Consider the following 14,174-nt stretch of genomic DNA (forward strand, 5'->3'; position numbering starts at 1 on the left):
ACAGTCCATCGTCGGCTGGCGAGCGCCATCTGAACAATAGAACACTTGGTGTTTACTTGCGATATGGTGTGTTGGTGACAGGCGCGTTGTCCCATCTTCGGGTGTGCGATCTCAGCGGACAGCTGGCTGGTGCCGGCGCGACGAAGATCCTCGCCGCATTCGGCGCGACGGTCATCCGCGTCGAAGACCCTGCGACCCGAGGCATGTGGGACGCGCTGCGCGCCGTCGGACCGTATGTCGACGAACGCCGGGGCGTCGACCTTGGCGCGGGGTTCAATAACCACAACGCGGGTAAATACGGCGTGACTATCAACCTGCGTCTCGAAGAGGGCAAGCAGTTGCTGCGCGAACTCGTTGCGATCAGCGACGTGGTCTGCGAAAACTTCGCGGCGGGCGCGCTGGAGCGTCGCGGGTTCGGCTATGACGACCTTCGCGCGATAAAACCCGACATCGTGTACGTGTCGAACTGCGGATTCGGCCATACCGGTCCGTACCGCGACTTCAAGACATGGGGCCCGATCGTGCAAGCGGTCAGCGGCCTCACCTACACCTCGGGTCTACCCGATACCGAACCGGCGGGCTGGGGATTTTCGTATATGGACCACGGCTCCGCCTTCTACATGACCGTGGCGATCATGGCGGCGCTGCATCATCGGGAACGCACCGGTGAAGGGCAGCACGTCGACTTGGCGACCGTGCCCGCAGGGATTGCGATGCTGCCGACCGAGATCCTCGACTGGACGGTTAACGGGCGACCCACAACCGCCGTCGGCAACCGCGCCGACTTCGGCGAGTTCGCACCGCACGGGATCTACCCGTGCCGCGGCGACGACCGCTGGATCGCCATTGCCTGCAGAGACGACCGCGAGTTGGCCCTGCTGGCGAAGGTACTCGACGCGCCGGCCCTGACGTCCGATCGATTCGCCACTCTCGCACAACGATTGGCGTCACCTGACGAGTTGGACGAATTGATCGGCGCGGCAACCGCTTCCCGGAATGCGGACTCGCTTGCCGGCGATCTCGTCGGCGAGGGGATCCCAGCGAGCGTGGTCAAGAGTCCGCAGGAACGGATCGATGAGGATCCCGACGTCGCCCGGATGGGCTTGTTCCCGACCGTGGCACACCCGGACATCGGGCGAGTCCGTGTTGAGGGTGTGCCGATGACGTTCTCCGCCACGCCGTGGACGCTCGACTCCGGGGGCCCCAAGTTGGGTCAGCACAACCGCGAGATCCTCGGCGATCTCCTCGGACACGACGACCGGTCGCTCGAAGACTGGACCGAGCGAGGTGTGATCTGAGCGCATTGGCAGACCTCCGGGTGATCGAGATCAGTGGTCAATACACACCCGTCGCGGGCCGGGTGCTTGCCGAGCTCGGTGCCGACGTAATCGTGGTGGAACCACCGACGGGCTCGCCGCACCGGCAACGTCCTCCTTTCGTCGACGATGAGCGCGGCACCGATCGGAGCCTGCGCTGGTGGGGTGCAAACGCCGGAAAGCGCAGCGTCACGGTTGATCTCGGGTCGGAGACCGGCCTCGATACGCTGCGTCGGTTGATCGGCGGCGCCGATGTGGTGCTAGCGGGTAGCGACCGGCTCGCCGATGGTGCAGTCGCCTATAACGACATCCGCACGCAACAGCCGGGACTGATCTGGATTGCGGTCACGCCGTTCGGTGTCGGCAGCGCACGCGCGAACGAACCCGTCACGGATCTCACGATGCTCGCCGGGGGTGGCCCCGTGTGGAACTGCGGCTACGACGATCACACGGTCGCGCCGATGCGGGGTTCCGGCGATCAGTCCGTGAATATCGGCGGGATGTACGGCGCCATCGGAGCGCTGATCGCCCTGTCCCACCGCGATCACGCGGGCGTGGGTCAGCTCGTCGACGTCAACGTCACGGCAGCGTGCAACGTGACCTGCGAGCAGACCACCTACCACTGGCTCGTCAACCAAGCGGTCTGCATCAGGCAGACCGGACGGCACGCGTATCCGACCCCGAGCTCGCCGGTCCAAGTACGTTGTGCCGACGGATATTACGCCACCACCGGGGTGCTGCCACGCAAGCCCGAGGAGTTCGTCTGGTTGATCCAATGGCTCACCGATCTGGGGCTTACCGACGAGCTGCCGGAGACCTACTTCCTGGAACTGGGCGCAGCCCGAGATGAACCGGTTGATCTGTCCGCCATCGGCGAGGACGACGAGACAACGGCAATCTTCAGTGCGGCACGGGACGCGATCACATTGATCGCCTCCCGCCTACCGGCGAAGGATTTCTTCATCGCCAGTCAGCGACGCGGTTTCCCGGCGGGTGCGATTTTGGCGCCCCACGAGGCGTTCGAAGATGAGCACACCGTGGCGCGCGGAATGCATGTGCTGGTAGCACACCCCGAACTCGATCGCACCGTCGTCTACCCCGGCGCTCCGTACGTGTTCAGCGCCAGCCCGACGGTCACGCCCACGCGCGCGCCGTTGCTGGGCGAGCACAACTCGATCCTGGACGAGCTCGCACCGTGACGTCCGGCCACCGCGTCACCCATGTGGGACTGTGCGTCCGCGACATCGAGCAGTCCACCGACTTCTATTGCGCCGCACTCGGCTTCGTCAAGGTGCGCGAGATGCACGTCGACGACGACGCGACAGCCCAACTGCTGGGCGTCGACGGGCTGGTGCTGGACCTGGTGTATCTGGAGCGGGACGACTTCCGATTGGAACTCCTCGGCTACGCCCGGCCGGGCACGATTGGCGACACCGCCCCTCGCGCGATGAACGCCCTCGGTTTCACCCACCTGTCCTTCAGCGTGACCGATGTCGACGCCCTCACCAGCGCGATAGTCGCGCACGGTGGACGACTGCTCGAAGCTCGCACCGTCGTCTTCCGCGGCACGAATCGAGGCCTGATGCTGACCGATCCGGACGGCAACCTGCTCGAATTGATCGAGCGCACCCCACGCAACCTATTAGTCAACTAGGCACTATTCGTCCGATTGTTTAGCAGAATGATAGAGTTTGCAGGTGCCGGCGACCAGCGAGTTGAGCTACTCGCCCTTCTCCAAGGCGATCTTCGACGATCCCTATCCCGTGTATCGCAGGTTGCGCACCGAGGCGCCGGTGTACCGCGATCCGGACCAACGCTGGTGGGTGCTGTCCCGCTTCGACGATGTCGCGGGCGCACTGCGCGATTGGGAGACGTACTCGTCGAAACTCGGCCCAGCGCCGGAGAATCCGGATGAAGACGGGCGGAAGTATTCGGTCATCTCGATGGACCCGCCGCGGCACGACCGCATTCGCGGTGTGCTGAAAGGGTTCTTTACCCCGCGCGCGGTGGCCGCGCTGGAAGGTGCGCTGCAGTCGGTGGTGGATCACCACCTCGGCAGGTTGCAGGCGGGTACCACCGTCGACGCGATGGAGGCATTCGCCTTTTCCGTGCCGACGGACGTGATCGGCGACCTCCTCGGGGTGCCACACGCGGACCGCGAGCAGCTCCGCGTGTGGTGGGAGGCATTCCTCACCCGGCACGAAGGCGAAGTCGCGATGCCGCCCAGTGCAATCGACGCCAACCGCAAGATCAGCGCCTACATCGGCGACCTGATCGAAGACCGGCGCACCAATCCGGGTGACGACCTGATCAGCATCGTCCTGCAGGCGACGTTCCACGACCCCGAGGCGGGCAAGGATCGGGCGCTGACACCGCACGAAGTCCTGATGTTCTGCAATCTGCTGTCTGCCGCGGGATCGGAAACCACCCAGAAGCTGATCTCCAACGGCCTGGTCGCCATGCACGACCACCCCGATCAGTGGCAACGAATCGTCCACGACCACAGCCTCATTCCGGCTGCTGTCAACGAAGCCCTTCGCTACGACACCCCCAGCCACTGGGTGGCCCGCACCCTCACGCGTCGCGTCGAGCTGCACGGGGTCACGATGGACGCGGGCGACTGGGTGCTGCTGTTGCTCGGTAGCGCCAACCGCGACGAGCGCCGCTACGACGATCCCGACCGCTTCATCCTCAACCGGCCCCGCGGTACCGACGTTTACTTCGGTTGGGGTATCCACATCTGCCTGGGGCAGTGGCTGGCTCGCCGCGAGGCGCAGATGGTCTTCGAATACGTGGCAAGGAAATTTCCCGACTACGCCATCGGCGCGCACGAGCGCGTACTGACGGCCACGGTCCGGGGCTATACCAGCGTCGAGATGACACTACGGTGATCCGCAATGGCAACGCGGAAGCCTGATCTCGGTTGGCAACAGCAAGATTGGCTGCTGCGGACGACGTCATGTGACCTGACGACGCACTATCGTAGCCAGGGTTGGTGGGATTCGCGAAGTCTCGGCGAACTTATTGCCGACTCTTTGATCGATTGCGGCACAATGCCGTTCGTGGTCCACTCGGCTGATTGCCCCTACCGTGGCAAGGTGGCCGACGTAGCCGCCGCGGCTCGGAGTTTCGCTGCTTGGCTGCACCGGCGCGGCATTGGACCCGGGCACGTCGTGGTGGTGCAGATGCCCAACCGGGTCGAAGCGGCGATTGCCTTCTGGGGGGCGGCGATGGCCGGCGCCATCGTGGTTCCCGTAGTCCATTTCTACGCAGGCAGAGAACTCGACCACATACTGCGCACCGTCCGCCCGTCGCTGCTCGTCACACCCCATCGATTTGGCCGGCAGGACTATCTCGAGACCCTCGGGGGCGTGGTGACCGAATTGGGCCTGGACTGGGCCATCGCGACGGACGACGACGCCGCGCTGCCGCGAGACGCGGTCCGCTTCGCCGAGGTGCTCACATTCGATGGCGTGGACAAAGCCGCGCCGTCAGACCCCGCCGATCCGGCGATCGTCGCGTTCACGTCGGGAACCACTCGTCTGCCCAAGGGCGTGGTCCACACCCACCGCAGCATCGGGTTCGAGGCTCGACAGAGCGCGGGTATCTCACCGTCCGGTGGCCCAGCCCCGCTGGTCGCTGCGCCCGTAGGGCACTTCATGGGCATGCTCAGTGGGCTGCTCGGGTCCCTGATTCGCCGCGTCCCGATCCACCTGCTCGACGAGTGGAACCCCAAACGCGTTCTGAGCCTGATTCTCGAAGAGGGCGTTGGTGTTACGGGCGGAGCCCCGTACTTCTTCACCAGCCTGCTCGAGCACCCCGACTTCTCCCCCGATCATCTCCGCGGCATGCCCAGTGCCGGACTCGGCGGCGCGCCGGTCCCCGCTCCTTTCGCGCAGCGTCTGGAGCATCTCGGGATCAAGGTGATGCGGTGCTACGGCAGCACCGAACATCCGACGATCACCGGCTGCGGGTTCGACGAACACGTCGACAAGAGAGCCTTGACCGACGGCCGGCCGCTGGCCGGCGAGGAGGTCAGGCTCGACGAGCACGGCCAGATATTCAGCAGGGGACCTGACCTCTTCGCCGGCTACACCGACCCCGAGCTCACCGCGGCGGCGTTCGACGACGACGGCTGGTATCGCACGGGAGATATCGGCGTGCTCGACGAGCACGGATACCTCGCCATCACCGATCGGATGTCCGACGTGATCATCCGTGGCGGCGAGAACATCTCGGCCCAGGAAGTCGAGGAGTTGCTCTTGGGCATCCCAGGGGTCGCCGAGGTCGCCGTGGTGGCTCAACCCGACCCCCGGCTTGGCGAGCGTGCGGTCGCGGTGATCCGGCCGCCGGACGGTCAAGCCGCTCCCAACCTGGACACCGTGCGCAGCCACCTCGCAGCCGCGGGACTGGCGAAGCAGAAGTGGCCCGAATCGATCCGCTGCGTCTCCGAACTTCCGAGGACCACAACCGGGAAGGTTCAGAAATTCGTCCTCCGTACGCAGATCCGCGATGGCGCACTGACGGACTCGCCGGCCTAGAAGGCTTCGTAGACCTCGTAGTGGAGGCTGTCGCCACGATAAGCCCCTTTCGCGACACCGAGCACTCTGGTCAGCCACGCATACCGATCGTCACCGGTTTCGAAGTACATCGACGAGAACACCACGCCCGTCTGCGCGTCCATCCGCCCCAGGTAACTGACGAATATCGTTGCGTCGTCATCGGTCTCAAGTGTCAGCCGGGCATCGACGAGCACTCGGCCGGTCGGCTCGACGAAGGCCCAGTCGGCGGCGGCACGTCCTTTCAGCGACGCCTTCAAGCGCTCGCCCTCAAAACGTGCGCCGACCACCTCCCCGATCGTCCGGCTACCCGACGGGCCGGACGAGACGGCGATCGGTTCGGCGAGTTCTTAGGTGACTTGGCAGAGCGGACGCAATCCGAGCGCGGACACGGTGCGTTCCCCTCCGCTGGTCAATTGGCGGATGCGACGATCTCGATCACCGCACCGTGACACGATTGCGGGTCGGCGATCAGCCGGCCCTCCGCGCGCTCGGCGATGACAACGCCACACTCGGTCAGGTGCGACTCCGCGGAGGCGAGGTCGCTGCTTTCAAAGATGCACGAATGGATGATCTCGCCGTTTGCCGCCAAGTCCCGCGCGGCCACGGTGTCCTCCGTGATCGGTTTGATGAGTTCGACGGTGGTGTTGACGCCGAGGCGAAGCCGCCGCCGACGCGTGCCGGCGCCGGCGTCATCGTCAAGGATGCTGGCACCGAGAGCGCGGTAGACCGCGGTGGCGCGGTCGAGGTCGTCCACCACGACGCCGACCCGCCATCCGGTGATCGCCAACGGGTGACGCCGCCACCCCTCGTTCGTCCAGCCGGTGTGAAACCGTGGGTCGTCCCACCTCCCCGGTACGCCGAGCGGGCCTGGCCTGGTTTCGCTGAACGGCATGAACTCGAGCTGGCCGGCCGTGTCTTTCGGATGGGTGAACACCGGACTCATCGGCCGGGCTACCAGGGCGTCGCGACCCGAACCCGCGAGCCCGAAACAGCGCACCCCGATGTCAGTGAGCGCGTCGTAGATGTCGGCGGGCGGACTGTCCACGAAGTACGCCGAGGCGTGCAGATGCGAGCCGAACCTGGCCAGGAACTTGCCGAGCGGAAGCGCGGCACCCTCGGGCGTCGGCTCCATCACGTCGACCGCCAGGTCGCCGATCGCGACCATCGACGCCGACCGTTTCTCGGCGTCGAGCCACTCGTCGGTGAAGACGTCTTTCGCGTCGAACACATTGCGATACCACTCGGTGACGCCACGGTAGTCGTCAACAACGTGATTGACGTGCCACTGCTTGCCGATCTCGATCATCGCGCTGCCTTTGTTCGGCCAGTCAGCACCGGCGTGATGTAACACTAGAACATCATGCGTTGTATTGTTTCGTGGCCGATGTATTACAGCGAGCCTCGGAGTCGCAATGACAATGATTACCGACCGCCTTCGCTCGGCCATCGGCGTGTGGCACGAGCAGGCCGGGACGTCGTTTCCCATCGACCGTTCTGACATTCGCCGCTGGGCCATCGCCACGCACTGGCCGGAACAACCGCCTCGGCTCTACTGGGACGAGGAGTTCGCCAAAGGCACCCGCTGGGGCGGAATCATCGCTCCCGATGACTTCAATCCGTTCGCGTGGCCTATCGAACCGTTGGATCAGGGCCCGGCCCGATACGCACTCCCCCAGCCCGGCGAGCCCGGCCAGCGGATGCTGAACGGCGGGGTGGAGTTCGTCTTCGGGAAGCCAATGCGCCCCGGTGACGTCATCACCAGCCGGTGGCGGGTGAAGGAGGCCGTCGAACGCGACGGCCGGCTGGGCGCGATGCTCTACCTGAAACTCGAACGCGAGCTGCGCAATCAACACGGCGACGTGGTGCGCACCCGCATCGACACCGTGATCCGCTATTGATGTCGAAGGAGACCGTTGGTGTACATCGAGGGTGAGTGGCGATCCGCGTTGTCGGGCAACACGTTTCAGAGCACCAACCCCGCAACCGGTGCGGTGCTCGGCGAGGTGCCCGACGGCGGGCGCGCCGACGCGCGGCAGGCGATCGACGCGGCGGCCGCGGCCTCGCCGGCCTGGCGCGGTCAGACCGCGTACGAGCGTGCCGATGTGCTTGTCGCGGCGCATCGGATCATGCTCGAACGACAGGATGACCTCGCCACGTTGATGACCAGGGAGCAGGGCAAACCACTGCGCATGGCGCGCACCGAGGTCGGCTACGCGGCCGACTTCCTGCTGTGGTTCGCCGAGGAGGCCAAACGGATTTATGGGGAGGTGATTCCGTCGGCCCGCGCCGATCAACGCTTCGTGGTCCTACAGCAGCCGATCGGAGTGTGCGCGGCGATCACGCCGTGGAACTATCCGGTCTCGATGATCACCCGCAAGGTGGCCCCCGCGCTCGCCGCGGGGTGCACGTCGGTGCTCAAACCCGCCGAACAGACACCGCTGTGTGCGATCGAGACCTTTCGCGTGTTCGCCGACGCCGGTGTGCCGCCCGGGGTCGTCAACCTCGTCACCTGTTCGGATCCCGAGCCGGTAGCCGACGAGATCCTGTCCGATCCAATTGTCCGGAAGGTCAGCTTCACCGGGTCGACCGACGTTGGCAAGATGATCGCGTCCCGCGCTGGAGCGACGATGAAGCGGGTCTCGATGGAACTCGGCGGGCACGCACCGTTCCTGGTTTTCGCCGACGCCGACCCCGAGCACGCCGCCAAGGGAGCGGCATTGGTGAAGTTCCTCAATACGGGCCAGGCCTGCATCTGTCCGAACAGGTTTATCGTGCACCGCTCAATCGCCGAAAAGTTCGTCGCGACACTACGGGAACGGGTGGAGAAGTTGGTGCCAGGAGACGGGTTGATCAAAGGCACGACGGTGGGGCCCCTGATCGACGACGCCGCGATCGGCAAGATGGAACGTCAGGTCGCCGACGCAACGGCCAAGGGTGCCGATGTCGTCCTCGGCGGCGCCCGACTCACCGGTCCTGGTTTCTCGGACGGCTGCTTCTTCGCGCCGACGATTCTCTCGAATGTGACGCCGAACATGGTGATCTGCGAGGAGGAAACGTTCGGGCCGATCGCCCCGGTCTTGGTATTCGACGACGAATCCGAAGCGATCCAGCTGGCCAATGCCACCACCTACGGACTGGCCGGATACATCTACACGCGGGACATCAGTCGGGCGTTGCGGGTAGCCGAGGCGATGGACTTCGGGATGATCGGCATCAACGACATCAATCCCACCTCTGCGGCGGTACCGTTTGGCGGCATCAAGGAAAGCGGCCTGGGCCGCGAGGGAGCCCGCGCGGGTATCACCGAGTACTTGGACACCAAAGTCCTCGGAATTGCGTTGTAGGGCCCCGTCGTGTCAGTTGATTTCGATGCCGTGCAGATCGGCGACCAGTTGCCGGAGTTCGCGCGCACCACAGGCTTCGGCGAGTGGAACCGCTACGCCGCGGTCAACGACGAGTTCATTCCGATCCACATGGACGACGAGGCCGGGCGAGCTGCCGGCAACGAGGGCGGCGCCTTCGGCATGGGCAATCTGAGGCTGGCGTACCTGACCAACATGCTGCGCGCGTGGATCGGCGAGGACGGCGAAATCCGCTCGCTGACAGCCAAATACCGTTCCATGAACCAGAAGGGTGACCAGCTGCGAGCTACCGGCGAAGTGGTAGGTAAGGAGATCGTCTCCGGCGAAGCGCTCGTCCACCTCAAGGTCGATGTCATCGACCAGAACGGCACTAGCACGACGCCGGGACTGGCCACCGTGTCGCTGCCGTATCGACGACCGTGATCTACGGGTCCCTAGCGGGCCAGCAGTTCGGGCAATGCGACGAGATGTCCGATTCCGCCGGGAGCCGCCATCACCGGTTCAAGCAACAGCATCTGACGCATGACCCGTCGGTGCAGCAGTGCGATCAGCGCCGCGTCGTGCTCGGGCCCGGCATCGCGAATGAACTCCTCCAACATTGCGTCTCCCGATGACCGGTCGGCCGGCCTAACTCCGAGCAATGCCGCGACGTCGTCAATGTCGGCCACTGCGATGCCACTGGAGAACTGATTGGCTCTGGCGCAGAACCGCGCGACCGATCCCACGGTTTCGCGTTGATATTCGGCCGTATCGTCGCGGACGTCGAGCGCATCGATCATCGCCGGCAGTGCGCTCGACACCGCGCCGTATTCGGTCGGCGCCGGCTCCGGCAACGACACCGATTCCAGCCGAACGTCGGCCTGACGCGCGATCGACTCGATTGCGTGCAGCGACAACTGATGGAACCACTCGATGTACTGCAGTATCTCCGGCAAAGCGAGGTCGAGGTGGAGTGCGATGACGAGGCCGAGCGGAGTGCACAACGCGAACTTCGCGGTGTGGTACTCGACCGCGTCCAGGTCCAGGGGCTCACCGGAGACGCGCTCGTAGCGTCGCAGCACGCGGCCAAGGTCACCCATCGGCTCCGTGGCGTTCCGTAGCCGGAGGCCTCCGAGGTCATGCGCCGCGTCGCCGATGTGTGCCAACTCCACGTCGATGATTCCGGTCACCTTCTGATCAGTGTGCATGAACTGACCGGAGTCGCCGAGCACGAAGCGAGGTGTCGAGCCACGTTGCGGCACGTTTCGCCGCAGCCATCCGATAGCGAACTCCAACAACGGCTCTGGACGCCGTTTGTGCTCACGGTATCGAGATACGAAACCCTCGAAGTAGTCCAGCGCGATCGCCTCGGAGGTCGTCGGCACGTGCATGCCCAGGTTTTGGAACTCCAAGGGATCGATGCGGTGCACGGCCACCAAGGCGTCGATGTAACTGTCCATCACTGCGTCGACTTCGCACCCGTCCGCCGCATTCGACAGGTCCGGCTCGCCGGGCAGCCAGTCCATCGCCACCGCGCGGCCTCCGTCGATCACCCCGTGGACGAGCGGAACTGGGATCGACTTGCCCGCCAACACCTGCAGGATCTCTGCTTCCCGCGTGATCGTCATCGCGCCGAAACCGTCCCGGCTGCCGCGGACGTAGAGCCGGGTGGATCGATCACCACGTCGTGCGACGACGAACCAGGCGGGCCGCCAACGATGTTGCCGTTCGAAGCTGACCACATCGCCCATATGCTCGGTGATCCAGTCGTGAACGACGTCATCTAGCGACGCGGCCACCGCACCCCTATTCGAAGACGCCGGGCGACTTCGAATAGTCGACGGTCGACAATTCGGTCATGCCGCCATCGATATGCAGCACGGTGCCCGTGACAAACGCTGCGTCATCACTGGCGAGAAAGGCCACCGCGGGCGCGATCTCGATGTCGGGATCAGCGCCCCGCTTCATCGGTGAGGCCTCCGCGGTCCTGCTGTAGTTGTCCCATTCCGTGCCGATCATGTCACGCTGGACGTCGGTCAACGCGAAGGGGCACACCGCGTTCACGCGGATGCCGTGCACGGCCCACTCGTTGGCCGCGACCTTCGTCAGCGCGCCGATCGCCCCCTTGGCCGCGGAATACGGCCCGGTGTAAGCCATTCCACCCAGAGCCGAACCCGACACAAAGTTGATCACCGAACCGTTGCCGGCTGCTTTGAGAAAGGGGTGCGCGAGTTGCATGAAGCGGAAGGTGGCCTTCGGCCCGGTTGCTTCGGACAACTCCCAGTCCTTGTCGGTGACGAGTTCAAGCGCCTTGGGCATCGCGAAGTACTGCGCCGCATTGACCAGTACATGCAACGTGCCATCGTGCGCGGCTGCTTCCACGGCGGCCGCGATGTCGTCCCGCTTAGCGACGTTCGCCTTGACGAAGCTCGCCGTGCCGCCGTCCTTCTCGATGAGGCCGACGCACTCGGCGGCCTTGTCCTCGTTCAAATCGACGATCGTGACCCTGGCGCCCTCAGCTGCCAGTCGCCGCGAGATCGCCCGGCCCAGCCCCTGGGCTCCACCGGTGACCAGCGCGTTCCGAGTGTCGAGGCGGCCCATGGAATCCTCCGGATGTAACAGTTGAACAAGTTTCGTTCTATTATTCCGTATCATGGCAGACTGCCGATGCTCGGCATCGGGAAGGGGTATCGGATGCGAGCAACGGCACTACGCAAGAACGGCTAGGCAGCACAGGGATGCACATCGGACTGACGGCTGAGCAGGAACTGCTGCGCGACACCGTCGCACGACTCGCCGACACGATAGCGACCACAGATCCCGACCAGATCGCCTCCGGTGATCGGCTGACCGCGCAATGGCAGCGCATCGTAGAACTCGGCGTGCCCGCGCTGCGCGCCCCAGAATCGTGCGGTCTCGATGCGAGCGGGGTCGAGACCGCGGTTGCGCTGGAGGAACTCGCGCGAAGGCTAGCCGCGGTGCCCGCACTGGGGCAGGCGGCGCTGGCGGCTGAGCTTCTGCACGCCGCGGGCGCAGCCAAGGAAGTCGAGCTGATCGCAGAAGGCGCGCTGCGTGTCGCGCCGGTACTGCGGGACGACCTCTCCGACTTCGCGGAGTCCACCGGCGCGGGCGTGGTGCTCGATGCGGCGGGAGCGACCCACGCCCTGTTCGCCGTTCGCGAGGACGGCGGACGACGCCTGATGCACGCGCCGCTCGAACCCACTGCGCCCACGGGCGGCACCGGGCTGGACCTCACGCGGTCGATGCGCGGCGTGATGGCGATCGATCCCGACTCGATGACGCCGGCCGGCGATCCGATCGCCGCCGAACGATGGGCCGCCGTGCGAGCGATGGCGTTGACCGCCGTCAGTGCGGATCTGCTCGGCGTGATGGCCGGAGCCCTGGACGATGCCGTGCGCTACGCCGGCGAACGGGTGCAGTTCGGCGTCAAAATCGGTAGCTTTCAGGCGATTCAGCATTTGCTCGCCGACTCCCTGGTCCGGGTGGAGGGAGCCCGAAGCTGTGTGTGGCATGCGGCGTGGGCGGTCGACCATCTGCCCTCGGAACAGGCGCTGCTCGCCGCCCGCACAGCGAAGGCTTACACGGCGTCCGCGGGGCGCGAGGTCGTGGAGACGGCGATGCAGGCGCTCGGCGGCATCTCGATCACCTGGGAGCACACGGCACACCTGCGGCTGCGCCGAACTCTGTTGAGCCGCCGCTTGTTCGGCGATGAAGCCATCCAATACGAGGCGATCGCGGCGATGCGGCTGGCCGACCGGGATCTGAGTTAACGGGCAGCATCATGGACTTCACCGACACACCCGAGGAAGCCGAGTTCCGCGCGCGGCTGCGCGCCTGGCTGGCGGAGCACGGAGCCGACGCGGTCATTCCCGAGGATCCCGGCGCGAGGGCCGACGCAGCCAACGCGTGGCATCACACCCTGTACGAAGCCGGCTACATCGGCCTGTCGTTTCCCACCGAGTACGGCGGCCACGGCCTGTCCCCCATCTATGAGGCCATTCTCAACGACGAACTCGGCCGTGCCGGCGCCCCCCCAATCGAAGGCGTCGGGCACCTGTCGAACGCGCTGCGCTTGTTCGGTTCGGATCAGCAACGCTCCGAACTGCTGCCGGGCCTGCTGTCGGGCGCGGTCCGGTGGTGCCAGGGCTTCAGCGAACCAGAGGCGGGCTCGGATCTCGCGAGCCTCAAAACGCGGGCCGAGGCCATCGACATCGACGGACAACCCGCGTTCCGAATCAACGGGCGCAAGATCTGGACCAGCTTCGCGGCCGTAGCAAATTGGTGCTTCCTGTTGTGCCGCACCGAAGCTGAAGCAGCCAAGCACGCCGGCATCTCGGTTCTTTTGGTGCCGATGTCGACGCCGGGCATCGATGTAAGCCCGATCGTCAACGCAGCGCGAAACCGCGACTTCGCCGAAGTGACCTTCACCGATGTCAAGGTGCCCGCCGAGAACCTGCTTGGCGAGCGGGGTCAGGGTTGGTCTATCGCTAATCAGCTGCTGGCCTACGAACGCGGGCCCAGTGACATCAACTGGATCAGCCGTCTCGCTGTTCAGTTGCGTGGCCTCGAGGACGACGCGCGGTCCGGCCGCCTGCCGGACACTCCCTTAACCCGGGTCCGGCTCGGCGAGGCATACACCGAATTGCGTGCACTGCAGGTCAAAGTGCAGCGCTCGCTCACCGACCGCATCAATGGGGCCCTTCCCGGCGCCGAAGGCTCGGTCGACAAGCTGTTGATGGCCCGGGCCGATCAAGCGTTCGGCCACACGATGATGGACCTCCGTGGAAGTGCGCCCGTCTTGGGCGAAGGCCTGGAGTGGGACCTCTACGTGTGGTCGCGCGCCGCGGGAATCTACGGCGGTACCGCACAGATCCAACGCAATATCGTCGCCCAGCGCGTGCTGGGCCTACCCCGTCGTTGACATTCGTCATTGA

At 65.3% G+C, this 14,174-nt stretch carries 14 protein-coding genes; 10 read left to right on the forward strand and 4 right to left on the reverse strand.

The window, feature by feature from the left end:
- Nucleotides 1-74: 74 nt before the first annotated feature.
- From ACZ50Z_RS15585 to ACZ50Z_RS15605, 5 genes are read left to right on the forward strand one after another with little or no spacing between them, the layout of a single operon-like run.
- Nucleotides 75-1,298, forward strand: a complete 1,224-nt coding sequence (locus tag ACZ50Z_RS15585; RefSeq protein WP_464484356.1) for a CaiB/BaiF CoA transferase family protein — start codon at nucleotides 75-77, stop codon at nucleotides 1,296-1,298.
- A 5-nt stretch (nucleotides 1,299-1,303) separates the two neighbouring features.
- Nucleotides 1,304-2,515 carry a CoA transferase gene (locus tag ACZ50Z_RS15590; RefSeq protein ID WP_464484357.1) on the forward strand — a complete coding sequence of 404 codons (1,212 nt, stop codon included), beginning with the start codon at nucleotides 1,304-1,306 and terminating at the stop codon, nucleotides 2,513-2,515.
- On the forward strand, nucleotides 2,512-2,970 hold the full coding sequence (locus ACZ50Z_RS15595) for a VOC family protein (protein WP_464484358.1): 459 nt from the start codon (nucleotides 2,512-2,514) through the stop codon (nucleotides 2,968-2,970). Before ACZ50Z_RS15590 ends, ACZ50Z_RS15595 begins: the two co-directional genes overlap by 4 nt.
- A gap of 43 nt (nucleotides 2,971-3,013) precedes the next feature.
- The gene (locus ACZ50Z_RS15600; protein WP_464484359.1) at nucleotides 3,014-4,207 is read left to right on the forward strand and encodes a cytochrome P450; all 1,194 of its coding nucleotides are present in this window, start codon (nucleotides 3,014-3,016) and stop codon (nucleotides 4,205-4,207) included.
- A 6-nt stretch (nucleotides 4,208-4,213) separates the two neighbouring features.
- Complete coding sequence (locus tag ACZ50Z_RS15605) at nucleotides 4,214-5,857, forward strand: AMP-binding protein (protein ID WP_464484360.1); 1,644 nt, start codon at nucleotides 4,214-4,216, stop codon at nucleotides 5,855-5,857.
- Here the strand turns inward: ACZ50Z_RS15605 and ACZ50Z_RS15610 are convergent.
- Both ACZ50Z_RS15610 and ACZ50Z_RS15615 read right to left on the reverse strand, forming a co-directional pair.
- Nucleotides 5,854-6,210, reverse strand: coding sequence for a DUF3237 domain-containing protein (locus ACZ50Z_RS15610; protein ID WP_464486260.1), 357 nt, complete (start codon nucleotides 6,208-6,210; stop codon nucleotides 5,854-5,856). The two genes, ACZ50Z_RS15605 and ACZ50Z_RS15610, sit on opposite strands and share 4 nt — an antisense overlap.
- 77 nt (nucleotides 6,211-6,287) lie before the next feature.
- Nucleotides 6,288-7,184 (reverse strand): VOC family protein, encoded by an 897-nt coding sequence (locus ACZ50Z_RS15615; protein ID WP_464484361.1) that lies wholly within the window; start codon nucleotides 7,182-7,184, stop codon nucleotides 6,288-6,290.
- 106 nt (nucleotides 7,185-7,290) lie between these two features.
- Between ACZ50Z_RS15615 and ACZ50Z_RS15620 the strand changes: the two genes are divergently transcribed.
- From ACZ50Z_RS15620 to ACZ50Z_RS15630, 3 genes are read left to right on the forward strand one after another with little or no spacing between them, the layout of a single operon-like run.
- Entirely contained in the window at nucleotides 7,291-7,776 is a 486-nt protein-coding gene (locus ACZ50Z_RS15620) for an FAS1-like dehydratase domain-containing protein (protein WP_464484362.1), read from the forward strand.
- Nucleotides 7,777-7,794: 18 nt separating this feature from the next.
- Nucleotides 7,795-9,222, forward strand: a complete 1,428-nt coding sequence (locus ACZ50Z_RS15625; RefSeq protein WP_464484363.1) for an NAD-dependent succinate-semialdehyde dehydrogenase — start codon at nucleotides 7,795-7,797, stop codon at nucleotides 9,220-9,222.
- 9 nt (nucleotides 9,223-9,231) lie between these two features.
- Entirely contained in the window at nucleotides 9,232-9,663 is a 432-nt protein-coding gene (locus ACZ50Z_RS15630) for a MaoC family dehydratase (RefSeq protein ID WP_464484364.1), read from the forward strand.
- 11 nt (nucleotides 9,664-9,674) lie between these two features.
- Here the strand turns inward: ACZ50Z_RS15630 and ACZ50Z_RS15635 are convergent, their stop codons facing one another.
- Complete coding sequence (locus ACZ50Z_RS15635; protein ID WP_464484365.1) at nucleotides 9,675-11,018, reverse strand: phosphotransferase; 1,344 nt, start codon at nucleotides 11,016-11,018, stop codon at nucleotides 9,675-9,677.
- 7 nt (nucleotides 11,019-11,025) lie between these two features.
- The gene (locus ACZ50Z_RS15640; RefSeq protein WP_464484366.1) at nucleotides 11,026-11,820 is read right to left on the reverse strand and encodes an SDR family NAD(P)-dependent oxidoreductase; all 795 of its coding nucleotides are present in this window, start codon (nucleotides 11,818-11,820) and stop codon (nucleotides 11,026-11,028) included.
- Between the two features lie 137 nt (nucleotides 11,821-11,957).
- On the opposite strand from ACZ50Z_RS15640, the gene ACZ50Z_RS15645 reads away from it, so the two are divergent.
- Entirely contained in the window at nucleotides 11,958-13,010 is a 1,053-nt protein-coding gene (locus tag ACZ50Z_RS15645) for an acyl-CoA dehydrogenase family protein (RefSeq protein WP_464484367.1), read from the forward strand.
- Nucleotides 13,011-13,021: 11 nt separating this feature from the next.
- Entirely contained in the window at nucleotides 13,022-14,161 is a 1,140-nt protein-coding gene (locus ACZ50Z_RS15650; RefSeq protein ID WP_464484368.1) for an acyl-CoA dehydrogenase family protein, read from the forward strand.
- Nucleotides 14,162-14,174 lie beyond the last annotated feature (13 nt).

Source organism: Mycobacterium sp. NTMscope_MAC_269, from assembly GCF_976985695.1.

What these genes read in the sequence shown, in the direction of transcription:
- ACZ50Z_RS15650 (WP_464484368.1), top strand. Translation starts at nt 13,022, where the DNA reads ATGGACTTCACCGACACACCCGAGGAAGCCGAGTTCCGCGCGCGGCTG.
- ACZ50Z_RS15640 (WP_464484366.1), bottom strand. Translation starts at nt 11,820, where the DNA reads ATGGGCCGCCTCGACACTCGGAACGCGCTGGTCACCGGTGGAGCCCAG.
- ACZ50Z_RS15620 (WP_464484362.1), top strand. Translation starts at nt 7,291, where the DNA reads ATGACAATGATTACCGACCGCCTTCGCTCGGCCATCGGCGTGTGGCAC.
- ACZ50Z_RS15645 (WP_464484367.1), top strand. Translation starts at nt 11,958, where the DNA reads ATGCACATCGGACTGACGGCTGAGCAGGAACTGCTGCGCGACACCGTC.
- ACZ50Z_RS15605 (WP_464484360.1), top strand. Translation starts at nt 4,214, where the DNA reads ATGGCAACGCGGAAGCCTGATCTCGGTTGGCAACAGCAAGATTGGCTG.
- ACZ50Z_RS15615 (WP_464484361.1), bottom strand. Translation starts at nt 7,184, where the DNA reads ATGATCGAGATCGGCAAGCAGTGGCACGTCAATCACGTTGTTGACGAC.